Source organism: Thioalkalivibrio sp. ALJ12 (genome assembly GCF_000378305.1).
Lineage (GTDB): Bacteria > Pseudomonadota > Gammaproteobacteria > Ectothiorhodospirales > Ectothiorhodospiraceae > Thioalkalivibrio.
On record NZ_KB899539.1, the window covers coordinates 387,673 to 406,525 of the forward strand.

Here is an 18,853-nt window from a genome sequence, read left to right on the forward strand (position 1 = left end):
CTGCCCCCTGGCGGCGTTTGGTGCATTAATTGTGCTGCATTGACAGTGTCTCTCAGAAAAGACCATCGCCCGGGTCTCGCGTTCCGGCGCGTGGTCCTGAACCCGCAAAGCGAACGTATACCATGTCCCGTGACGTCAGCATCCCCCGCCCCGAATTTCACCGGGCCGTGCCCGAAAATGATGACCGCGAACGCAAGATCTGCAGTCACTGTGGCTTCGTGGACTACGAGAACCCGCGGATTGTGGTGGGCGTCGTGGCCACATGGGGAGAGCGGGTCCTGTTGTGCCGCCGGGCGATCGAGCCGCGCAAGGGTCACTGGACACTGCCCGCAGGATACATGGAGCTTGGCGAGTCGACCGAGCAGGGCGCCGAGCGAGAGGCCTGGGAGGAGGCACGCGCCCGGCTGCGTATCGATCGCCTGCTCGCGGTCTACAGTCTGCCGCATATCGGTCAGGTGCAGATGATCTACCGTGCCGAGCTGCTGGGCGACGATGTCGCTCCCGGACCGGAATCGCAAGAGGTCGCGCTGTTCGACTTCAATGATCTCCCCGGGGAGCTCGCATTTCCGTCGGTCGCCTGGGCTCTGGCGCACTATCAGCAGACGCGCCACCTGAACGAATTCGCGCCGATGGGCGCCCCGGAGTCCGCGAGCCCGCTGGGCGGGTTGTAGTTCAGCTGTCCTGCGCGCGCCGGGACGGCCCGTAGTCTTGGAATTTTTCCAGCACGCGCGCCATTTCATCATCGCCGAGCAGCTGCGGGCCGCCAATTTGCAGGCTCAGCACATACTGCTGCGCGAGCAGTTCGACCTCTTGGGTCAGCCACAAGGCCCGCGCGAGATCCGGCCCTGTCGCAATCATGCCGTGGTTGGCCAGCAGGCACGCGAGTCGATCCTGCAGGGCCTCCACCGCGTTGCCTGACAGCTGCTCCGTGCCGAACGTGGCATAGGGGGCACAACGGATCGAATTGCCCCCGGCCGCCGCCACCATATAGTGCAGGGCGGGGATATCACGACCCTGAATCGCGACCACGCTGGCATAGATCGAGTGGACATGCACCACGGCGTTCAACTCCGGGCGCGCCTGGAGGATCGCCCGATGAAAATGCCACTCGCTGGAAGGCTTCTGGTGATCCGGCCAGCGTCCCTGTGCATCGACGGAGACCAGGTCCTCCGGACGCAGGGCTTCATAGGGCACGCCGGACGGGGTAATCAGCATGCCGTCGCCCAGACGCGCGCTGACGTTGCCCGAGGTGCCCTGGTTCAGGCCACGGCGATTGGTCTCGAGCGCGGTGTCGATAATCGCTTGGCGCAGGGCCAGTTCATCGGTGGCAGGCATCGGAATCCAGGGGGATAGATGGAAGCCGGATTGTATCGCGACAGGCGCGAAGGATGTCTCGGGGAACACCCGTTAGTTTATGGGGTCAATGTCGAGAGGCCGGCGTGAGCGGGACGTGAAGACGCGGATGGCGCGCACGCCACCTGGACATCTATATTGAAGGCTGTACTTGGCAGGCCGCAGCCGTTGCGCGGCACTTTCGATGTTCCTTGAACAGGGAGGACAACCCATGAAAAAAACCCTTCGTTTTCTGACTGCGGCTTCCGTTGCCGGAACCCTCGCGCTGGGCCTGGGCGCTGTGCATTCCGTGCATGCCTTTGACGAGCACGAGGCAACCATTGATTACCGTCAGGGCGTGATGCGGTCCATCGGCGGCAACGTCGGGTCTATCGCCGCAGTCGTTGTCGACGGCGCCGAATTCGGCGACAACCTCGAGATGCACACCAGGCATTTGGTGGATCTAACCGCGGACATCCCGGCACTGTTCCCTGAAGGCAGTGATTTCCCCGATACCGATGCCAAAGAGGAGATCTGGGACGACTGGGACCGGTTCAAGGAGCTCTCTCAGGACACCAAAGATGCAGCCGAGGCATTGCATGCCGCGGTTGAAGCCGGTGACGACGACGAACTCCCGATTCGCTTCCGTAACCTGGGGCAGTCCTGCCAGGCCTGCCACGACGACTTCCGCCGCGACTGATCGGTGGCGGTGACCACAAGGCGCACAGGGCCGGCCGCCTGGCTGCCGGCCCTGGCCATTGCGGCCTTTGCATGGAGTTCCGTCGCACAGGCGGAGGTGGAGATCGGTGAAGAGGACCCCCAGGCCGGAGAGGACGAACGTATTGCCTACGGTGAATACGTCTTGCGCGCCGGCGGGTGTGTGACCTGTCACACCGCGGAGGATGGCGACTTCCTGGCCGGTGGTCGGCCGATCGAAAGCCCGTTCGGCGTGTTCTACGGCCCGAACATCACCCCGGACGAAGAGCACGGCATCGGCGGCTGGTCGGAGGGCGACTTCAAGCAGGGCCTGAGGGAAGGGCGCAGCCCGAACGGGACCCATTACTACCCGGCATTTCCGTACACCGCATATACGAAGATGACGGACCAGGACGTGGAGGCGTTATGGGCCTATCTGCAGTCCGAGGTCGAGCCCGTCGCCCGCGAGAATACCCCGCACGATCTGGACTGGTTCGTGCGCTTTCGGCCATCACTCAGTGTATGGAAGTGGTTGCACTTCGAGCCCGGCGAGTTCGAGGCAAATCCTGACGAGTCCGAGGAGTGGAACCGTGGCGCCTATCTGACTCAGGCCCTGGGGCACTGCATGGAATGCCATACCCCGCGCACCCGGACGGGCGGGCTGGACCTCGAGCGTCTGGGGGCAGGGGCGCGCATGCCGGATGGCGACGTCGCACCGAATATCACGCCGGACCGGGAAACCGGCATCGGCCGATGGGGCGCGCGTCATATCGCCCGCTACCTGGAGATGGGCATCACCCGTGACGGCGATTTTGCCGGGAGCAGCATGGCCGACGTGATCGAGCACGGGACGTCCTACCTGACCAGTGACGACCGCCGGGCAATCGCGGCCTATCTGCAGTCGCTGGACCCCATCGAACACGAGCCGGACTGAACGGGACGAAGGCCGCATAAAAAAGGGCCAGGCTGCAGCGCAGACCTGGCCCTTTCTCTTTATCTGGCTCCCCGGGACGGGCTCGAACCGCCGACCTAGTGATTAACAGTCACCCGCTCTACCGACTGAGCTACCGGGGAATTGGCCGCAGATCCTAATGGGGGGCGGCCACCCCGTCAAGCTTCAATTATTGCTTCAGCGGTGGGTCGAGGCGAATTGCCTGAGCCGGTCCAGTGCCTTGTCGAGCATGTCGACGCTGGTGGCGAACGAGACGCGCACATGACCCGGGGCGCCGAATGCACTGCCGGGCACCAGGGCGACTCCGACTTCGTCCAGCAATTGCTTGGTGAGGGCGACATCGGTGTCGATGTCGGCCGCCTGCATCAGGCCGGTGACCCGTGGAAAGCAGTAGAAGGTGCCGTCGGGCATCAGGCAGTCGATGCCGTCGATCGCATTCAGGCCGTCGACCACGTGCCGCGCCCGTTCGGCGAAGGCCGAACACATGGCGATCACGCAGCCCTGATCGCCATCCAGCGCGGCCTGCGCTCCGGCCTGCGCAATCGAGGTGGGGTTGGAGGTGCTCTGCGACTGGATCTTTTTCATCGCCGCGATCAGATTCTTCGGTCCACCGGCATAACCGATACGCCAGCCGGTCATCGCGTAGGCCTTGGACACGCCATTGAGCACGACGGTGCGCTCGAGCAGATCCGGAGCCACATTCACGATGTTCACAAACGGCGTGGAGCCGAAGCGGATGTGTTCGTACATGTCGTCGGTGGCGATCACCACCCGGGGGTGTTCGCGCAGCACGTCGGCCAGGGCCTTCAACTCGTCGGCCGAGTAGGCCGCTCCAGTGGGGTTGGACGGGCTGTTGATGAACACCAGGCGGGTATTCGGCGTGATCGCCGCCGCGAGTTGCTCGCCCGTAATCCGGAATCCCGCCTCCTGGGTGGCGCTGACCACTACGGGCCGCGCACCGGCCAGAAGTGCGATGTCGGGGTAGGAGACCCAGTAGGGCGCCGGGATCACCACCTCGTCGCCCGGGTTCAGCAGGGCCTGGCAGAGGTTGAAGATGCTCTGCTTGCCACCAGAGGAGACCAGGATCTGGTCACGCTCGAACGTAAGCCCGTTGTCGCGATCAAACTTGCGGATGATGGCGTCTTTCAGGCCCTGCGTACCATCCACTGGAGTGTACTTGGTTTCCCCGCGGGCAAGGGCGTCGATGGCCGCCTGCTTGATATGCTCCGGGGTATCGAAATCCGGCTCGCCGGCCCCCAGACCGACGATATCGCGGCCCTCGGCCCGCAGCTGCGCGGCCAGCGCGCTGACGGCCAGGGTGGGGGAGGGCTGGATGCGCTGAACGCGATCGGAGAGCTCGATATCCAAGGCGGGCCTCATGCGGGTTGGGCGGGGTGGGCGGCCGGGCGCGAATGCATAACCGGCCGCAAGTGGCGAAATAATACTGAAATCAGGCGCGGAGGATAAGGCGTGCAGCCAGATGAAGGCGAACAATTCAAGGTGGTATCGCAGTATCAGCCTGCCGGCGACCAGCCCGCGGCGATCCGCGCGCTGATCGATGGCATCGAGGCGGGGCTGGCGCATCAGGTCCTGCTGGGTGTGACGGGGTCGGGCAAGACCTTCACGATCGCCAACGTCGTCGAGAACCTGCAACGCCCGACTATCATCCTGGCGCCGAACAAGACCCTGGCCGCGCAGCTGTATGGCGAGTTCAAGGAGTTCTTCCCGAACAACGCGGTGGAGTACTTCGTCTCGTACTACGACTACTACCAGCCGGAGGCCTACGTCCCGTCCTCGGACACCTACATCGAGAAGGATGCCTCGATCAACGACCACATCGAGCAGATGCGACTGTCCGCGACGCGCGCCCTGCTGGAGCGCCGGGATGCGATCATCGTGGCCTCGGTCTCCGCCATCTACGGCCTCGGCGATCCGCGCAAGTACCTGTCGATGGTGCTCCACCTCCAGCGCGGGGATCGCATTGACCAGCGCGACCTGCTGCGGCGTCTGGCAGAGCTGCAGTACACCCGCAACGACACCGAGCTGCGGCGCGCCACCTACCGGGTACGTGGGGAGGTCATCGACATCCATCCCGCCGAATCCGAAATCGAGGCCGTGCGCATCGAGTTGTTCGACGACGAGATCGAGCGGCTGTCGTACTTCGATCCGCTGACCGGCGAGCAGCTGCGCACCGTCCCGCGCCTGACCATCTACCCGAAGACGCACTACGTGACCCCGCGCGAGACACTGCTGGAGGCGGTGGACCATATCCGCGACGAACTCAAGGAGCGTCTGGATTTCCTGCGCAAGGAGGATCGCCTGGTCGAGGCGCAACGCCTGGAGCAGCGCACGCTGTTCGACCTGGAGATGATCCTCGAGATCGGCTACTGCAACGGCATCGAGAACTACTCGCGTTATCTCTCCGGCCGGGCACCGGGCGAGCCGCCGCCCACCTTCTTCGACTACCTGCCGAAGGACGCGCTGCTGGTGGTCGACGAGTCGCATGTGTCGGTGCCCCAGGTGGGCGGGATGTACAAGGGCGACCGCTCGCGCAAGGAGACGCTGGTGGAATACGGTTTCCGACTGCCTTCGGCACTGGATAACCGCCCGCTGCGCTTCGAGGAATTCGAGGCCCTGCAGCCGCAGACCATCTACGTGTCCGCCACACCGGGGCCGTACGAGCGCGAGCATGCCGGGGCCATCGTCGATCAGGTCGTCCGGCCCACGGGGCTACTGGACCCGATTCTCGAGGTGCGCCCGGCGGGCAGCCAGGTCGACGACTGTCTGTCCGAGGTGCGCGACCGGGTGGAGCGCGACGAGCGTGTATTGATCACGACGCTGACCAAGCGCATGGCCGAGGACCTGACTGACTATCTTTCGGAACACGGCGTGCGGGTGCGCTATCTGCATTCGGATATCGACACCGTCGAGCGTATGGAGATCATCCGCGACCTGCGCCTGGGCGAGTTCGATGTGCTGGTGGGGATCAACCTGCTACGCGAGGGCCTCGACATGCCCGAGGTCTCGCTGGTGGCGATCCTGGACGCCGACAAGGAGGGCTTCCTGCGCTCCGATCGCTCGCTGATTCAGACCATCGGGCGTGCCGCGCGCAACGTGAACGGCAAGGCGATCCTGTACGCCGACAAGGTGACCCGATCGATGCAGAGGGCGATCGACGAGACCGAGCGCCGGCGGGAGAAGCAGATCGCCCATAACAAGGCGCACGGCATCACCCCGCAGGGCATCCGCAAGAATGTCGCCGACATACTCGAGGCCCGCAACGCTACGCCAGGCTCCGGGCGGCGTCGTGGCCAGAAGAAGGTGGCCGAGGATGCGCCCGACTACATCGACGCCCCGGAGCAGGCCGCCAAGGAGATCGAGAAGCTGGAACAGGAGATGTTCCAGAAGGCCCGCGACCTGGAGTTCGAGGAGGCCGCGCGGATCCGTGACCGCATCGAGAAGCTCAAAGCACTCGCGTTCCGCCCGGAAGCCTCGCTATCCTAAAAAGATTGCTCGGGTCACGAGCGCCAGTTGAGTACAGGTTCAATGGCTACTCCCGTATCCCTGCCCCTGGGGCCGGTCATGCTCGATGTGACAGGCCTGGAACTGACCCCGGAAGACCGTGAACGCCTGCGCCACCCGGCGACAGGCGGCGTCATCCTCTTTGCCCGCAACGCCGGTACGCCCGAGCAGGTGAGGGCACTCACCGATGCGATACGCGCGGAGCGACCCGGCATCCTGATCGCGGTGGATCAGGAGGGTGGGCGCGTACAGCGTCTGCGAGACGGTTTCACCGCGCTCCCGCCCATGCGCGAGCTGGGGCATGTCGATGATTACGATCGCAACAAGGCCTGTGAGCTGGCCCATGCGACCGGGGAATTGCTGGCGCTGGAACTGCGCGAGGTGGGAATCGATTTCAGTTTCACGCCTGTACTGGACCGGGACATCGACGTTAGCGAGGTGATTGGGGATCGTGCGTTCCACCATGATCCCGATGTCATCGCACGCCTGGCAGGCGAGCTGATTCGCGGGCTCGCGGCCGGCGGCATGGCCAGTGTGGGCAAGCATTTCCCCGGACACGGGGCCGTCCAGGCGGATTCCCATCTCGCGCTCCCGGTAGATGACCGCCCGCTGGCCGAGATCGAGGCCGATGACATCGCGGCCTTTCGCCCGGTGCTGGGCGATCTCGATGCCGTGATGCCCGCGCACGTCCTGTACCCACAGGTGGATGACCAGCCCGCCGGATTTTCGCGGATCTGGCTACAGGACATCCTGCGCCGCGAACTTCGGTTCCGCGGGGCAATCCTCAGCGATGATCTGGCCATGGCCGGCGCCGAGGCCATCGGCAGCCCGGCCGAACGGGCCGCGGCAGCGCGTGCGGCAGGCTGCGACATGGTGCTGATCTGCAACCAGCCCGAGCAGGCCGACGCCATCCTCGAGGCGCAACAGGGGCAGCCGCTCGATGCCCAGGCATTGCGAAGAGTCGAGGCATTGCGCGCACAGTCCACTGCGCATGAACCCAGGCGAATTCACGCCCTTCGCGCTCAGCTGCATCACTGGCTCGCGGCCCGTCAGGCAGCGACGGCCTGAAACCCCGTTCCGCGGCGGGGGAGTCACTCATTGGCGCACAGGCGCTCGCGCGCCTATAATGCGCCACCGGTTTGCGCTTGAGCAGCTGTTAATATTCACACTCACCACTGAAGTTGGAGATCAAAAATGGCCGACAAGCTCCTGATCGTCATGGTTAATACCGATCCGAGCAACCCGTCTGAACTGGGTGCCCCGTTCTTCCAGGCCACCGTGGCCGCCGCGATGGAATATGACGTTGAAGTCGTCATGACCGGCCGTGCCGGCGAGCTGGCCAAGAAGGGCGTTGCCGAAAACCTGTTTGTCCAGGAAGGCTCCAGCAAGAGCGTCTACGATTTCATGAAGGACGCCCACGAAGCCGGCGTGGTGATGAAGGTCTGCACCCCGACTCTGGATCTGTGGGGCAACGACCTGATCCCGGAAATCGAAGAAACCGTGGGCGGCGCCTACGTGATTTCCGAAGCCATGGACGACGACACCGTGACCTTTACCTACTAAGGGTCCACACGTCCGTAGCTTTGCCATCCGGCCGGCCCTTGTGCCGGCCGGTTGCGTTTAAGGGCCCTGTAGGGCCCGCGCATACCGGACCCAGACCTTGCCGTCTGCCAGACGCTCGGCCAACATCCTTCCTCCACCCCCCACCGCAGGACCCTTGATGAGCCCGGAACAGGCCCGTGCAACGCTCCGAGATGCCGACTGCCTCTATAGCCGCGATGCAGTCGAGACCGCGATCGACCGCCTGGCCGAACGCTCGGCGCAGGCGCTCAAGGACCGTAACCCCCTGGTTCTGGGCGTGATGAATGGCGGGGTCGTCCTGATGGGCGGGCTGCTGACTCGCTGGTCGTTTCCAATGCAGGTCGACTATCTGCACGCCACGCGCTATCGCGGCGGCACGCGGGGAGGGGAGCAGCTGCACTGGCTGGCGCGCCCCCAGACTCCGATCCAGGGGCGCACCGTAGTGATCGTGGATGACATCCTCGACGGTGGCATTACCCTGGAAGGCATCCAGGCTTTCTGCGAAGAGCAGGGCGCCGAGAAAGTTTATTCCGTGGTGCTGGTGGACAAGGCCAACCCGGAACGCGATCCGGCCATTACCGTCGATTTTGCGGCCCTGGAGGTGCCGAATCGGTACGTGTTTGGCTACGGGATGGATTACCAGGATTACCTCCGCAACGCACCCGGCATCTTTGCCGTCGCGAACCACTAGGGATACCCGCCATATGTCGACACCCCGTCTTGCCGTGATCGGCGGCACCGGACTGACCCAGCTGAAGTCGCTGGAGATTACCCGCAGGCAGGTCATGCATACCCCGTATGGCGAACCGTCGGGGCCGCTGGTCTTCGGGCGGCTGAATGACACGGAAATCGTGTTTCTGCCGCGCCATGGCGCACGTCACACTATCCCGCCGCACCAGGTGAACTACCGGGCCAACATCTGGGCCCTGAAGCATGCCGGGGTCGACAACGTGATTGCGGTGGCCGCCGTGGGCGGCATTACCGAATCGATGAAGCCGGGCATGATCGCGATTCCCGATCAGATCATCGATTACACCTGGTCACGCGCCAACACCTTTTTCGAGGGCGGTGACCTCGAAGAGGTCACCCATATCGACATGACCTGGCCTTACAACCAGGGCGTGCGGGAGACGCTGCTGAACGCGATTGATGACCTGTGCATCGAGGCGGCAGACCGAGGGACGTATGGGGCCACCCAGGGCCCGCGGCTGGAGACGGCGGCCGAGATCGACCGCATGGCGCGTGATGGCTGCGACCTGGTGGGAATGACCGGCATGCCGGAGACGGCGCTGGCGCGCGAACTGGAGCTGAACTACGCCTGCTGTGCCGTGATCGCCAACTGGGCGGCCGGTCGTGCCGAGGGCGAGATCACCATGGACGAGATCGGCCGCAACCTGGATCACGGGATGGCGCGGGTGAAAGATGTGCTGACGCACGTGATCGAGACGCTTTCCTGAACCAGCCTCAGCGCGAGGCCTGGATGTGATCTCTCAATAGGTTGTCCACGGGGGACTTCCGCGCGTGGTGCAAACCACGAGCCATAGGTTATCCCGTGTGGCCAAGCAGGCGACGCAGGGCGAGCGGTCGCGGCAGTTCTACATCGCGGTGCGGTCGCGAACCACAGCGAGCAGTAGTGCGGCAAGCACGGATCGGCCCTGGTTCTGATCGACATAATGGCCATTGCCGGCGGCCGCCATCGCCTCCAGTAGGTCGCTGGTCTGGCGATCAAGGTCTTCCCAGAATTCATTGCCCTCGGGTATTTCGTGTCTGACCTGGACCGTCGATACGAAGTGTCTGTCATCCGCCTCCGCAAAGGCCCGGGTGGCTTCCAGCGTACGCTGTTCGAATCCTGCGCGCGCCGGCGCGTCCGTGAACACCACCACATGCCGTTCTTCGGCCTCGCTGCGCCACTGGATGCGTGATACCTGTTCCATTGCCAGATGGATGTCCTCGGGGACGTTTCCGGAGTGGCGACCGGTCCCCATGCCGATGTTGATGGCGAGAATGTTCTTCAGGTAGTGGTTCAGCTCCTCCTCGGCCGCCGGGACATCGATATCGGAGACGGCGAGCGGAGCGGGCGGATAACTGTCGCCCGGATTGCAGAGCGTCAGGGGATTGTGCACCGTCACGATGCATTGAAACTCCTTGTCCCCAAAGGTCATGACACCGAACCCCAGTGAGGGGGACATCCGCTGGAGGACTGCCAGCAGTTCCGAGGTCTCGTTCTTGATGCCGTCAATCGCGTGCTGCATGCTGCCGGTCACGTCGACCACCACCACCACGTCCATCGGCCTGACCTCAAGCCGCTGTACGACCTCGGCCAACCGTTCCGCATCTGTCTGCGCATCTTCCAGCGCTGCCTCCAGCTCCTCCTGCGCGCTGGCCGCCTGTTCCAGCTCGGCCTCGAGTTCACCCAGCCGCTCCATCAACGCCTCATCATCGAACTGGCTCGTGTTGGGGAAAAACGGCAGGGCGATCACGGCCAGAACGATAAAGGCACCCAGCGCGGAGGCGAACAGGTCCAGCGCCGACATGCTGAAGATATTGAGGTCCCGGTTGCGTATTTTCATACGAAGACCCTATCCCAGCACGTGTACATGCAGGGTGATTGACCCCAGGATCAGACGATCCCCGTCTGACAGCGACATTTCGTCCCCAGATCCGAGCACGTGTTCGTTTACCTGCGTGCCATTCTGTGAACCCTGATCGCTCACGCGCAGTTCGTTGTCTCGAACCCGGAACCGCAGATGTCGCCGCGAGATTTCCGGCAGATTGAGGACGTAGTCCACCTGGCGCGGGTCACGCCCCAGCGATTGTCCGTCAGGCGAGCGGATGAGGCTGTTGCCGTGGAGCTTGATGCGGATCGGCTGGCCTTCGGGGTCTGTTCCGTCCAGGACCACGTCGGGGAAGGTTGCAGTCGCCGCGGACAGCTGGTCATTCACGCGTCCCAGCTTCTGCCGTTCCGTGTTCAGCAGGGCCTTGCGCCGACGCAGCGTCAGCAGAGCCAGAGCCACCAGCCCGAGGAGCAGGCCAATACCGGCAAGGGCCAGCCAGTTTTGCTGCTGGCGCAGCGCCTGCTCCCGTTCCAGCTGCGCGTGGCTTTCCTGCTGGGCCCGCTCCAGCTCGGTGGCCCTCTGGCGGATGGTTGCGGCCGTGTCTTCCAGCTCGGCCTTCTCCGCACGTAGCGCTTCCAGTTCCGATTCGACCCCCGCGAGGCTTTCCAGGGCCTCATTGCGTGCCTGTTCGAGTTCGGCTGTGAGGCGTTCGAGTTCTTCCCGGGCTGCGCCTTCGCGTTCGGCCTGTTCGATCTGTTCTTCCAGCTGCTGCTGCAGGGCCTCGGCGGCGGTCCGGTGCTGTTCCGCCTGCTGCAACTGCTCTTCCAACTGCCGTTCGAGGTCCTGTGCCGCCGCGCTGTCCTCTTCCGCCCGTTCAAGCTGAATCTCCAGCGGGAGACAGACCGTATCGGCGCGATTCACGTGAACACCAACCGACTCCAGCGCGGCTGCGATGCGATGAACCGATGTCGCCGTGTAGGGTGAGGCTGGATCGGCCAGGCGCCGCCGCAAAAAGCCGCCCCGTTCCTCGCGGCTTATACCGATCAAATGATTGCAGTGATCAAAGACGGGTGCCGCGCGCGCGTGCAAGGGGTAGCCGGCCCCGTGATGGAATGCGTCGGCGTTGTCCGGAAGGGAGGAAAGGAACAGCCCACGGCCGCGGTCGCCATCCGCAGAACGTGTATGGACAGGCTGCTCGTCTTTCGGGAGTTCACGTGCAAGCCGGACTGACGGCCCCGGGAGATTCGGCACTTCCAGCACGACCAGGTCATGTTCCGGCCATTGCAGCAGGACGGTCCCCGGGAGACGGGCCCCGCGTTCCGTTCGGACTTCCCAGTCGCCACGCTGGATCAGGGTGTAGCTGGTGACACCAATGCCGTCGCCGACTACGGTCAGGCTGCCACGTTCCACGATGCTGCCCGCGCGGTCCTGGACCACAATCTCCTGCACAGGTACGGCAGCGGCCGGGACGGTCCACAGCAGTATCACCAGGAACAGGCCAAGGGTCGCCGAGCGGTGGATCGGCTTCATGGGCGGGTGTCCCCTGTTTCGTTCGCGGCAGGCTGGGCAGAAAGGCAGGCCATGACGATCGTCGCGTTGTCCTGATGGGGTCGCTGCTGTTCGTTAATCGCCGCCAGCACTCCGTTGATGCGGTCGGCGGCGGTCAGGTCTGCCTCGTCCAGGAGGCGGGCGAGGACAGAAAGGGACAGGGTCTCGATGCCATCGCTGGCCAGTACGATGCAATCACCAGGCGCCAGAGGCAGTGGCGCGTTTGGCCGGTCCACCAGGTGGATGTCGTTACCCATCACCGCTTCCAGGAGTTGAGCACGATTGCGGTGATCGCGAGCCTCCGCGAGGCTGATTTCCCCTGCAGCCGCCTGCTGATCCAAGCGCGCGCCCACGGAATGGATCGCATTGAGGCGCCGCAGGGTGCCTTTTCGGAGGAGCCAGAGGGGGCTGTCACCGATGCTGAGCCACTCCAGAGACTGGCCATCGAAGGTGGCCGCCACCAGAGTCGAACCCATCCCATCCTGTTCCGGGTGCGCATCCCGGAAGGCATCGACGGCCTCGTTGGCGGTCTTGAGCCCGGCGATGAGGCGAGCCGGGTTATCCGCGCCCTGTGCCTGAATGAACCCGTCTCGCATCCCCTCGGCCACGAGCCGGGAGGCATGGCCGCCCCCAACGTGCCCGCCCATCCCATCGGCGAGCACGAACAGGTGGAAGCCGTTGTCCCACCGTGTAACCAGTGCGGTGTCCTGCTGTTCGCTTCTGCCACCCGGGATCTGTGCCCAGGCGGCATCAACCCGAAGGTCGAGTTCAACCTCCGTCACCGGTCCTGCCACGAGAAATCGGGGCCGCAAAGCGCCACGAATCGCAGGCGCGTCTGGCCGAGCAGCATTTCCTGACCGGATTCGATGCGGGTGGGGCTGAGTACCAGGTCGTCATCGAGGTATACCAAGTTCTTGCCACTGCCCTGCTGCATCAGAAACTGGCGGCCCCGCGGGTCGTAGATGATTGCGGCATGGTGTTCACGGGAGATCTCGGCATCACCGAAGTCGATACTGATGCGTTGCGTGGCTGCGCGCCCGATGCTGTTCTGCCCTTGCCCCACGGTGAGGACCGAGCCGAGACCGGGCCCGTCGACGATCACGAGCCATCCCGCAACCGGATCATCCAGCCCCTCTGTCTCCGAGGTGGCGTGCCGACGGCTGCCCTGAATAACTGTCAGGTTCTCGTCGCGTGCGGCGACCGGTGCGGGGGAGGGGGTTCCCGGTTGTTTCGCGACCGGGGTGCCGGGCGGTTGTGTGGGTGCTTCTTCCGGGAAGAGGGACGCTCGGCGAACCGGTGGCGGATCGGTTTCCGCATCGTCTCCTTGGGCCGGGTGCGGTGAGGGTGCCGCTCGGTCCAGATGCGTCGGCACATCTACCGGGGTACCGTCGGGTCCGCGTTTCTTCGCCATGCGAAGCTCCTTTAGCGATCAGGGGTCAGTCGTCTTCGTACAGACGGTTGATCAGGTTGTCGAGGCAAGTCTGGCCGGCCCGGTTCAGAGCCGCTTCCTCGCGACCCTGAGCGATATGCATCAGGAACACCAGTACCGCAGCGAGCAACAACGCAACCAGGGTGGTATTGAATGCGAGCCCAAGACTGCCCGTCAGGGTCGTGACCCACTCGCCGACAGCCACCGAATCCTGCAGGTCCGGCATGTGGCCGGCGTTGGACAAAGCGAGAGCGATCCCGATCACCGTGCCGATGAAGCCCAGAGTGGGAATCAGCCACATGATGTAGCGCAGCATGTTGTATTTGAGGTCGATCTCGTGCTGCATCAATTCTAGGCTGGAGTTCATCAGGCTGTTGGCCTGGTTGATGGACCCACTGCTCTGGAATTGCAGAATCGTCCGCTGTATCAGCCGGGGCAGGGCGTATTCCCCGGCTCGGGGTGTCTGCTGGATCGCGCTGTAGATCGGGCCCAGGTCCTGGCTGCGCAGCATGGAACTGTCATCATCGGGTAGCCAGAGGGTCTCCTGCAGCCGCAGTTCCGCGGAACCGCGCTGGAAACGCACCCACAGCTCGCCGAGGCCGACAAAAAAGATCAGCCACATCAGATTCTGGATGGTGACCGGGTAGATACCACTGGCACGGTCCAGGAGGATGGCCGCCGCCGAAATCTCGCCGCGGTGCTCCGGAGTCGCGAGTGCCAGCGAAGCCAGCGTGATCACTGCCGCTCCGATGATCAGTGCCGCGAGTGCCACACTGATGCGGTACTGGCTTTCGGCACGACTGCTGATTCCCATGGCCTACCTTCCCGAGGAGGCGAGTTCTACCTCGCCGGTGGTGGATTTACGCCGGGGCCGGACCGAAACGGGTTCGTGTACCGCAACGGCAGGCATCGGCTGGCGATCCGGTAGCCTCGCGATCAGCTCGGACAACTGCAGGGAACGGCCCCCCAGCGTCAGGCGATCTTCAGGCTCGAGAAAACCCTGGCGCAGGGGCTGCCATTTGTCGCTTCGCCATACGCGCGTGGGGTTGCTGGTGGAACAGGATACGGCGTAGAAACGCCCGTCCTCGGTACGGGTGAGCTCGAGCTGGCGCCGAGAGACGGAGGGATCGTCCAGCTGGATATCGGAGGACGCAGAACGCCCGACCATGAACGTCCTGAACATCGCCGCCCCGTGTCGTCAAGCCCTGATAATTTTGACTTATAGCAAAAGCCGTTAGGGGGTACAACCGGCGCCAGAAGGCGCCATGAGGCCATCCTGCGTCTCCGGCCCGACTTGTGGGCCAGGCTTTCACGCAGTAGTTTGATGGGAAAACGAGGGCCCCGCATGCCGATATGGGACGCATGGGCGAGCAGCCACATCGGCGGTCGCGACGAAAACCAGGATGCTACGATCATCCTGTCCACAGATGAAGGCACGGAGCTGCTGGCAGTCATCGCCGACGGTCTTGGCGGGCACGGGGGCGGCGCGGACGCGGCTGCCTGCGTAATTCAGGCCGCCCGCGAGGTCTGGGATGAGCGCCGTTCGGATGTAACACTCAAGGCCCTGTTGCAACGATTGGTGGCGACGGCCCAGGACAAGGTCCGCAGCTTGAACGTCGAGCGCGGGACCGATGCGGGCAGCACGCTGGCTGCGCTCTGGCTACGCGACGACCATGCGGCATCCATCCATGTCGGTGACAGCCGCGTTTGCCAGTTCTGCGCGGACGGCTTTGTGGAACGAACGCTGGATCATTCCATCGCCCAGCTCCAGGTACTGCAGGGCAGGATTTCCGAGGATGAACTGGCCTCCCATCCCGACCAGCACCGCCTGACAACCAGCATTGGTAGCGACGAAGAGCCCCAGGCGGAGTACCGCGACTGGTCCCTGGCGGCAGGGGACCTCTTCGTACTCGCCACTGACGGCTTCTGGGAAATCGCCGACGGTGAACAGCAGCACCGGGTGCTGGACAGCGCGGCGCCCGGATCGGCGCTGGACGCGCTGATTCAGGACTGCCTGGAGGCCACCGATGAGGGTCACGACAACACCAGCGCGATTGTGGTGCGGCCGTTGGCCGGCGATACCCCCAGTGCATCCGTGCGGCGTCGATGGTGGAGCCTCGCGCTGGCCGGGATTTTCCTGGCTGCTGCCCTGCTGCTGGGGGCCTATCTCCTGCTGGGAAGCCCACAGATCGAGCCGGCCCCGGAAGTCGCGGAGCGCGCATTGCCGAGGGCTACCCCACCAGCGGGAACGGACTCTGAGCCGGCAGGGCACTCGGGCCCTATGGAAGCACTTGCAGATGAAGCGGCCGAGGAACTGGCGCTGGAGCAGGCCCCGCCCGAAGGCGACGCGCGCGCCGCCGATCCGGAAGGGCCGGCCAGAGAGGACGAAGTCCACCGGGGCGCACCGCGGGGCCCGGACCCGGGCGGGCTGGACGCGTTCGAGCAGCGCGTACAGATACCGTATCTCGCAGACGAGGAGATGGACGGCGAGACCCTGTCTGCGGCCCTGCGTGAAGCAGACGTGCTGGGAGACGACGAATCCCTGCGGATGCGCCGGGGCCAGCAGATACTTGAGGGGCGAGAGTCCATCCGCTTTGACCTGTACTTTCAGGGATTGCCAGTGTGGGGGAGTGTGGTTAACGCCCGTGTCGAGCAGGGTCAAATCGTAATTCTCCGGGGCGAGCGGCCCCATGCGATCGACCTGCCAGAAGAAGCGACCCTGTCATATCGGGAGGCCCTGGCGCATGCGGAGGCGTCACTGGGCAAAGCGCTGTCTCCGGCCGACGAGGGGCGCCTGTACGTGTACCGGTACGACCCCGAAGGCAATCGATATACGCGCGCCTGGCACGGACTGGTGGCGAACGATACCTATGTCCTGATCGATGCCCACCGCGGCACGCTGTTACAGAGCTGGTCCGCGATCATGGAGCGCTCGATGTGATCTGGAGGTGCAGCCCTTGCGACCGGCCGCGGCACCGCACCTCCTGGTGGGGCTATGCGGTGTTGTTGCTGCTGATCTGGCCGCTTGTGGGGCTGGCCGGGCTCGATAGCACCGACAGTCCCCGAGCCGGTTTTGTCGACAGCGGTACGTTCCTGGTGGACCTGCCTGCATCAGGCCCGCTCAACACCTCGGCCGACGTACAGCAGTGGCTGGATGCGGAACTGAAACACGTACTGGGGCTGGAGGCCCGTGATCACCTGGAGCTCGAGCCTGGACGTGCGGATGCCGCCGGCTTTGTCTACTACCGAACCCAGCAGCTGCACGCTGGGCACCCAGTGATCGGCAATGACGGAGTCGTAGCGATCGATTCCGCCGGTATTCCCGGTGTGTTTCTTGGCCGCCACGCGGCGCTGGGCGATGTGTTAGTGGAAGCCGGGATCGATCACGAGGAGGCCCGGCGACGATCCGGGGTCCTGCCCCTGACCGAAGACGCGCCCGCCCTGGTGTACTGGCCCGGTGAAGACCGCTTCCATCTCGCCTGGAAGTTCGCTGGTTCCCGGGTTGAAGGCGAGGAAATGTCTCGGCTGTACGTGGATGCCGGTACCGGCGAGTTTCTGGGTTCGTTACCGCTGGTATTCCACACCAGGGATCGTCACGTCCACGACATGTCCGCGGCCTGCTCGGCCCAACGTGTCACGGGCCTTATGACGCCGGGCGGCAGCAGACTATTCATCCAGCTTGAGGTTCAGCGCCCCGAATACACCCGCAGTGAACATGATCGTCCGACCGGGCGAGCGCATGTCGATCGCATGCACGATCTGATGGGGGACCTGTATACCTTTATCGAAGCCGAGTTTGGCATGAGCAGCATCGACGATAACGGCATGCCGCTGCGGGCAGTCGCGGGCGCGCGCTTCAGCCATCTCCCGAACGTGACGTGGCCGCAATGCGTAGGGGATGGCTTCAATGCGCAGTGGCATCCAGCGATCAATACCATGGTGGTTCCGGAGTCGGTACTGAGCCACGGCCTCGTCGAGGTGGTCGCACACGAACTCGGGCATGGCATCGTCAGCAACGGGAGCCGGTTGAACAACAGTGCGCAGGCCGGCGCACTGAACGAGTCGGTATCGGACCTGGTCGGGGTCGCGTTTCGGGCCTGGCGTCAGGCCGGGGGGCGCATGGACCGGCCGATTGCACAAGGATTTGACTCCACGCGCGAGGTATGGGGACTGCGGTATACCGATGGGTTGATCCGCGATATGGCCAACCCGCGCAATGCCGACCCCGGTTATCCGGATCACTTTTCCGGTTTCCTAGCGCCAACCGAGGGTAACAACCGCGCACACGCCAACGCGAACATCCTGAACCATGCATGGTTCCTGATGGCAGAAGGCGGCCAGCACCGGCGGCTCCGCAGCGGACCGGCGGTAGAGGCGATCGGGCTCAGAAAGACGGCGCAGATTGCGGCGCATGCGGCCTCGCTCACCATGTCCTCCGCGACCAGTTACTACACGGTCCGCAATGCACTGGCCCAGAGTGCGGAGAACCTGTTCGGAGAACATTCGCGGGAGTGGCAGACGGTGCACGAGGCACTGGACGCAGTCGGGATTCCCGGTAACTGGCGCCGACCGCCCGTGATCGAGTCGCCACCCGTCCCTGAACCGGAGCCGGCCCCTGCCCCGGAACCGCCACCGGTACCCGAGCCTCCCGTGGTGCCGGAACCGCCACCGGTCGAAGAGGTTCCGGAGATTGCCGACGAGACACCCGACCAGCCCCTGCTGTTTGCGCTGCTCGCACTGCTGGTTGCAGCAGCCCTGGGGGCCGTCATTCTCTCGAGGCCGCGCCACCCGGACGCTCGACCATCGGCTCCGCGCTTCGTGGCCCAGGGGGAGCAGCCGGCACGGAGGGACGAAACGAATGTACCGGCCGCAGCGGCATCCTCCCATGGCCTGGCCGAACCGACCTGGTCACTGCGGGCAATGGACGGCTCCGAGTCCATACCCCTGCACGGCGACCTTTTGCGATCCGGCGAGGGGGTTGTGATCGGAAGGGCGCCGGAACTTGCTCATGTATGCATGCAGAGCCGGCAGGTATCCAGGCGCCATCTGCGCCTGTTTGAACGCAATGGTCAGTTGCGCTTCGAGGATCTGTATTCGAGTCATGGAACGCAGCTGGACGGACATACGGTTCCGCCCTTTTCACCCGAACCCCTCAACGAAGGCCAGATCCTGGGGTTGGCGGGTTTCAGCTATCAACTGGTGCGATCGCGCGCGCCGCAATGAATATGCCGGGGCTAG

The 18,853-nt window shown here is 64.3% G+C and carries 18 protein-coding genes and 1 tRNA gene; 10 read left to right on the forward strand and 9 right to left on the reverse strand.

Annotated features, from left to right (window positions below; genetic code table 11):
* The first annotated feature begins 122 nt into the window (after positions 1-122).
* Complete coding sequence (locus F467_RS0109150) at positions 123-671, forward strand: NUDIX domain-containing protein (protein WP_018139272.1); 549 nt, start codon at positions 123-125, stop codon at positions 669-671.
* Position 672: 1 nt separating this feature from the next.
* Here F467_RS0109150 and F467_RS0109155 read toward each other — a convergent pair whose 3' ends face one another.
* On the reverse strand, positions 673-1,335 hold the full coding sequence (locus F467_RS0109155) for an L-fuculose-phosphate aldolase (RefSeq protein ID WP_018139273.1): 663 nt from the start codon (positions 1,333-1,335) through the stop codon (positions 673-675).
* A 229-nt stretch (positions 1,336-1,564) separates the two neighbouring features.
* Between F467_RS0109155 and F467_RS0109160 the strand changes: the two genes are divergently transcribed.
* Both F467_RS0109160 and F467_RS0109165 read left to right on the forward strand, forming a co-directional pair.
* Entirely contained in the window at positions 1,565-2,032 is a 468-nt protein-coding gene (locus tag F467_RS0109160) for a cytochrome c (RefSeq protein ID WP_018139274.1), read from the forward strand.
* Between the two features lie 3 nt (positions 2,033-2,035).
* Complete coding sequence (locus F467_RS0109165) at positions 2,036-2,962, forward strand: cytochrome c (RefSeq protein ID WP_020404939.1); 927 nt, start codon at positions 2,036-2,038, stop codon at positions 2,960-2,962.
* Positions 2,963-3,026: 64 nt separating this feature from the next.
* Here F467_RS0109165 and F467_RS0109170 read toward each other — a convergent pair.
* Positions 3,027-3,102 (reverse strand) — tRNA-Asn (locus F467_RS0109170).
* A gap of 55 nt (positions 3,103-3,157) precedes the next feature.
* Entirely contained in the window at positions 3,158-4,348 is a 1,191-nt protein-coding gene (locus F467_RS0109175) for a pyridoxal phosphate-dependent aminotransferase (protein WP_018139276.1), read from the reverse strand.
* A gap of 102 nt (positions 4,349-4,450) precedes the next feature.
* Here F467_RS0109175 and uvrB point away from each other — a divergent pair, with 102 nt between their 5' ends.
* The 5 genes from uvrB (at position 4,451) to F467_RS0109200 (ending at position 9,540) form a co-directional block, all read left to right on the forward strand.
* A complete protein-coding gene (gene uvrB, locus F467_RS0109180; protein WP_018139277.1) occupies positions 4,451-6,484 on the forward strand; it encodes an excinuclease ABC subunit UvrB in 2,034 nt (677 codons plus the stop codon).
* Between the two features lie 78 nt (positions 6,485-6,562).
* Complete coding sequence (gene nagZ, locus F467_RS0109185; protein WP_018139278.1) at positions 6,563-7,570, forward strand: beta-N-acetylhexosaminidase; 1,008 nt, start codon at positions 6,563-6,565, stop codon at positions 7,568-7,570.
* A gap of 126 nt (positions 7,571-7,696) precedes the next feature.
* On the forward strand, positions 7,697-8,065 hold the full coding sequence (locus tag F467_RS0109190; RefSeq protein ID WP_012982643.1) for a DsrE family protein: 369 nt from the start codon (positions 7,697-7,699) through the stop codon (positions 8,063-8,065).
* A gap of 157 nt (positions 8,066-8,222) precedes the next feature.
* Positions 8,223-8,774, forward strand: a complete 552-nt coding sequence (locus F467_RS0109195; protein WP_018139279.1) for a hypoxanthine-guanine phosphoribosyltransferase — start codon at positions 8,223-8,225, stop codon at positions 8,772-8,774.
* Positions 8,775-8,787: 13 nt separating this feature from the next.
* Positions 8,788-9,540, forward strand: coding sequence for an S-methyl-5'-thioinosine phosphorylase (locus tag F467_RS0109200; protein WP_018139280.1), 753 nt, complete (start codon positions 8,788-8,790; stop codon positions 9,538-9,540).
* A gap of 138 nt (positions 9,541-9,678) precedes the next feature.
* Here F467_RS0109200 and F467_RS0109205 read toward each other — a convergent pair whose 3' ends face one another.
* The 6 genes from F467_RS0109205 to F467_RS0109230 are packed head-to-tail and all read right to left on the reverse strand — an operon-like array spanning position 9,679 to position 14,798.
* Positions 9,679-10,653, reverse strand: a complete 975-nt coding sequence (locus tag F467_RS0109205; RefSeq protein ID WP_018139281.1) for a hypothetical protein — start codon at positions 10,651-10,653, stop codon at positions 9,679-9,681.
* A 9-nt stretch (positions 10,654-10,662) separates the two neighbouring features.
* On the reverse strand, positions 10,663-12,168 hold the full coding sequence (locus tag F467_RS13255; RefSeq protein WP_026182226.1) for an FHA domain-containing protein: 1,506 nt from the start codon (positions 12,166-12,168) through the stop codon (positions 10,663-10,665).
* The gene (locus F467_RS0109215) at positions 12,165-12,968 is read right to left on the reverse strand and encodes a PP2C family serine/threonine-protein phosphatase (RefSeq protein ID WP_018139282.1); all 804 of its coding nucleotides are present in this window, start codon (positions 12,966-12,968) and stop codon (positions 12,165-12,167) included. Before F467_RS0109215 ends, F467_RS13255 begins: the two co-directional genes overlap by 4 nt.
* Positions 12,965-13,597: an FHA domain-containing protein gene (locus tag F467_RS13825; RefSeq protein WP_020614801.1), complete on the reverse strand. Its 633-nt coding sequence runs from the start codon at positions 13,595-13,597 to the stop codon at positions 12,965-12,967. Before F467_RS13825 ends, F467_RS0109215 begins: the two co-directional genes overlap by 4 nt.
* Positions 13,598-13,622: 25 nt before the next feature.
* The gene (locus F467_RS0109225; RefSeq protein WP_018139284.1) at positions 13,623-14,429 is read right to left on the reverse strand and encodes a MotA/TolQ/ExbB proton channel family protein; all 807 of its coding nucleotides are present in this window, start codon (positions 14,427-14,429) and stop codon (positions 13,623-13,625) included.
* Between the two features lie 3 nt (positions 14,430-14,432).
* On the reverse strand, positions 14,433-14,798 hold the full coding sequence (locus F467_RS0109230; protein WP_018139285.1) for an FHA domain-containing protein: 366 nt from the start codon (positions 14,796-14,798) through the stop codon (positions 14,433-14,435).
* A 162-nt stretch (positions 14,799-14,960) separates the two neighbouring features.
* Here F467_RS0109230 and F467_RS0109235 point away from each other — a divergent pair, with 162 nt between their 5' ends.
* Together F467_RS0109235 and F467_RS0109240 are read left to right on the forward strand one after the other, a co-directional pair.
* Positions 14,961-16,556 carry a protein phosphatase 2C domain-containing protein gene (locus F467_RS0109235; protein ID WP_018139286.1) on the forward strand — a complete coding sequence of 532 codons (1,596 nt, stop codon included), beginning with the start codon at positions 14,961-14,963 and terminating at the stop codon, positions 16,554-16,556.
* Positions 16,553-18,838, forward strand: coding sequence for a M4 family metallopeptidase (locus tag F467_RS0109240; RefSeq protein WP_231362279.1), 2,286 nt, complete (start codon positions 16,553-16,555; stop codon positions 18,836-18,838). Before F467_RS0109235 ends, F467_RS0109240 begins: the two co-directional genes overlap by 4 nt.
* Positions 18,839-18,853 lie beyond the last annotated feature (15 nt).